3 protein-coding genes are annotated in these 3,968 nt (G+C 61.1%); 1 reads left to right on the plus strand and 2 read right to left on the minus strand.

What is annotated here, in order from left to right:
• Window positions 1-251 (plus strand): carbohydrate porin (locus CSQ93_RS28405; RefSeq protein WP_199534495.1); only part of this gene is annotated, 251 nt, incomplete at its 5' end.
• Between the two features lie 71 nt (window positions 252-322).
• On the opposite strand, the gene CSQ93_RS28410 is transcribed toward CSQ93_RS28405, so the two are convergent.
• On the minus strand, window positions 323-2,710 hold the full coding sequence (locus tag CSQ93_RS28410; protein WP_099380914.1) for a chitinase C-terminal domain-containing protein: 2,388 nt from the start codon (window positions 2,708-2,710) through the stop codon (window positions 323-325).
• Window positions 2,711-2,812: 102 nt separating this feature from the next.
• Window positions 2,813-3,968 (minus strand): chitinase (locus tag CSQ93_RS28415; protein WP_324848014.1); only part of this gene is annotated, 1,156 nt, incomplete at its 5' end.

A 3,968-nucleotide genomic window follows, 5' to 3' on the forward strand; every position in this document is an offset into this window, starting at 1 on the left:
AACTGGGCACGGACCGCGTGACGCAAGCGGGCGGCCTGCCGGCCAAGCGCTTGACCAAGCTGACCATCGCCCCGACGATCTCGGCCGGCCCTGGCCTGTGGTCGCGTCCTGAACTGCGCGCTTTCGTTACCTACGGCAAATGGAACGATGCAGCCACCGCCTCGGTCAATGCGTCGAACAACGGCGGCCCGATCTACAACAACAATACCAGCGGCACCTCGTATGGTTTCCAGGTAGAAACGTGGTTCTAAACGGAATCAGCGGTAAAAACTAAAAAGGGCGGAACCTCGGTTCCGCCCTTTTACTTTACGGCATCACCAATTTACGGCAGCGCCACCGGCAGTTCCGGATACTCCTGCGTCAACGCATACTTGGTGCCGCCCACGGTGACCGTGTAGTTGGCCGGTCCCGAGATCGGCAAGCGGTAGTTTAGGGTCAGCGCCACGGAGCCGCCCGGCGCCAGCGATTGCCAGGCGGGAATCGCAAAGCGGGCACGGTTGTAGTTCTTCGTAAAGCCGCCGATATTGTTCGGCCCCGTGTAGCCGGCATTGATCACCGTCAAGCCGAAGCCGGACTGGTCGCTCATGTCCGACGGTGCCGACACGGGATAGTCGAACTCCACCACGGTGCCGCCCGGCAGGGTCGACGTGGTGTTGTTCTTCACCGTCATCACGGGATTGATGGGGAAGTTGTTGTCGCCCAGCTTCCATCCGCCCAGGGTGATGCTGACGTTGGCCGCCGTGCCCGGCATGGCGATTTCGGCGCGCTTGTTGCCATACACGCCAGCCGTGCGGAAAGCCTGGTACAGCACGTCCGTCAGGGTGGTACCCATGAAATACTCGCCCTTGCCGCCGTTGCGCGTGGCATCCCAGGCATAGTCGCCCGCCATTTCCCAGATCATCACGCCGCCGATATTGTTGTTGACGATGTACTGGGCCTTGGCCGCGATCGATTGCGTGGTTTCCGTGGAAATGAACACTTTCTTGGTCGCATTCCATAGCCACGGCGCCACCATGGTACTGCTGTAATACGGCACATAGCTGCCCACCAGCGCCTTGTCCGTGACTTTATACGCATCGAGGTAGCTTGGAACGATGCCGTTCTGCAAGTTCAGCGCATGCCAGATGGGGTTGCCACCGCCCGGCGTGGGTTTGCCCTGCGAGTCCAGGTCATACCAGACGTTGTCGATGCCAGTGGCGCCCGTGCCGCAGGTCTTGGTGCCGGCGCAGGTGACAGTGGAACTGATCAGTGGCGTCGTGCCCCACAGGCCGTTCGTGCCGCCCGTCACATCCTTCCAGCCCCGCGTGTAGAACGGCACGCCGATATTGATGCGTCCCGCCTGCATGGCGCCACGGTAGTAGCGGTAGGCCCAGTCCGTGTTCAGGTAGCCGATGTTCTGGAACTGGTAGGCGTTACCGGCGCGCAATTCGCCATCATTGCCATCGTCAAACAGTGCCGCGTTCGGTCCCACATACTGGTTCCAAGCGCCATGCAAGTCATAGCTCATCAGGCTGGCGTAATCGAGATATTTCAATCCCGACATGTTTTCTTCGCCACGCAAGACCCAGCCCGAGGCGGAACCGGCGATGGTCAGCAGATAGTATTTATTGTCCTGCACGGCCGCTTCGTCGAGCTTCTGGCGCAGCACTTTCAGCAGCACGTTGTAGCTCGTCATCAGGCCGGCAAGGCGCGGCTTCGAGACGGCGAAATCGTTCGGATTGCCCGCTTCATTGTTGGTGGTCGGATGTTCGTAATCGACATCGACGCCATCGAAGAAGTTGTACTGGCGCACGAAGGCCACCATGGAATCGGCCAGGGTGTTGATGCCGGCCGTGTTGATGCTGCCATCCGCGTTCGTCGTGGCCGTATAGAAGCCGCCGCTGCCGGCCCAGCCGCCCACGGAAATCATCAGTTTCACGCCCGGATACTTCTTCTTGTATTGCGACAGCAAGTTGAAGTGGCCCTTGTACGGCAGCGACGGGTCCATGGCGGCGGCCGGCACGTTGGGCCATGTGAGGCCCGTATCGGGATTGGCCGCGCCGCTGCCGATGGCGATTTTCGACGTGGCGGGATCGACGGAGGCGAACGCATAGTTCAGGTGGGTAATCTTGTCCCACGGCAGGTTATTCACGAGGTAAGTCGGGCTGCCGTCGACGCCCGTGCGCCAGCTGGCGAAATAGCCGACGATGCGCCGGTTCAAGCCATTGCTCAGCACTTCGCGGCCATTCGTATCGTACACCTTGCAGTACGGCACATTCGGCACGGCCGAGATCAAGCCGTCCGGGCGGCAAGCCGTGGGGGTCGGTGTTGGGGTTGGCGTTGGGGTTGGTGTTGGTGTTGGCGTTGGTGTTGGCGTTGGTGTTGGCGTTGGTGTTGGCGTTGGTGTTGGCGTTGGTGTTGGCGTTGGTGTCGGCGTTGGCGTTGGCGTTGGTGTCGGCGTCGGCGTCGGGGTATCCGTCACGGCCCATGGGCCCCACTGGTCGGTGGCGCTGGGGACATTGCCCTGCGTCCACCACTTGGCCTTGTAGGTGACGCCCTGGTACAGCACGCACTGGCCGCCCGTGTAGACGGTGGCGGTATCCCAGACGGCGCACGCTTCGACGGCGGCGAGCAAGGTGTTTGGCGTGGCGGTCGTGCCTTCCTGGCCGCCGCCTCCGCAAGCGACGAGCACGCCGCTGAGCAGGGCCATCAATAATGCATTCGATTTCATGTTGTATTGGTCTCCGTTATGGTTTTACATCGAGAGCTGTTGCAGGCCCCTGAAGGGGCTCTTGTCAACTGTTATCCCTGGCCGGCTTTCCTGCTTTTGCTGCTACTGCAACTTCACATTCCAGTTGGCTTCCACGCATTTCACGTAGTTCCCGGCCAGCAAGGCGCTGTACGGGGTTTGATAGCTGACCAGCTGGCATTGGTTGTCGCCACCGGCGCTCCAGTTCTTTTCCCAATAGATGTTGTAGGAAGCGGAACTGGCCGGGGTGAAGCGTTGCATGTTGGCGCAAGACAATTGTTCGCCGGAATAATCCCAGCCCATGTCAGCGGCAAATTGCTTGTAGTAATCGATGCGGTTTTGCGCGGCCTGCTTTTCCGTGCCCTGCCCGCATTCGGCGTTGATGATCATGATGGTGGTGGCGAAGTTATTGCCCGCACCCGCCGTCGTATCGGCCGCGTTCGGCACCCACGTGCCGTCGAGCACATGCAGCATCGACGGCTTCGGCGGTTGCGGATAGACAAAGAAGAACGTGGCCGAGGCCAGGTTCAGCCAGGTCGACGCCACCAGGTCCGGATTTTTCAGCAGCACGGATTGATCGCCGTCATGCATGGCTTGGGAAAACGGCCCATAGTTGTAGTTGTACGACAGCTGCTTGGCGCCGCGTCCAAAATACTTTTTGAAGCTGCCGTCGGCATTCTTGCCGCAGGTCCACACCTTGTTGAAGACGGGATCGGCGCACTCGACGTTGTAGCCGCAACCGGCGCCCGTCTCGTCGCAGCCCAGCTCGCGCAAATACTTCAAGCCCTGGCGCCATTGCGGCAGCGGACTGCTGGCGTTATGGTCGCCCGTTTCCTGCACAAAATGGGCGAACATGGTGGACAGGCTGTGGCGGCAGATGGCGTCCGCATTGCGTCCGTCGCTGTAATCGTCGCACACGGCGGGGAACTTGGCCACGGCTTGCAGGAAGCGCTGATACGTGTAGCTGGCGTCGCGCGCGGCAAAATAGTAATCCCACTTCGCCGCCGGCAGCAGGCGCTCGACCCGTTTGACGTTGAGCGGATTGCTGGCCAAGCCAGGCTGCACGGCCTCGACGGCCGTATTGCCCAGGGTGCGGATCGAGGCCTTGACCTTGCGGAAGAAATCGTTGTTCGTCAGCGCCGCCTCGTTCGCCTCGGCCTGGGCCTTGGTGGGCACGCCTGGCGTCGGTGTCGGAGTCGGTGTCGGAGTGGGCGTTGGAGTCGGGGTGGGCGTTGGAGTT

Source organism: Janthinobacterium sp. BJB426, from assembly GCF_002735705.1.
Classification (GTDB): Bacteria; Pseudomonadota; Gammaproteobacteria; order Burkholderiales; family Burkholderiaceae_D; genus Janthinobacterium.

Coding starts and splice junctions, on each gene's coding strand:
- CSQ93_RS28410 (WP_099380914.1), bottom strand. CDS start 2,710: ATGAAATCGAATGCATTATTGATGGCCCTGCTCAGCGGCGTGCTCGTC.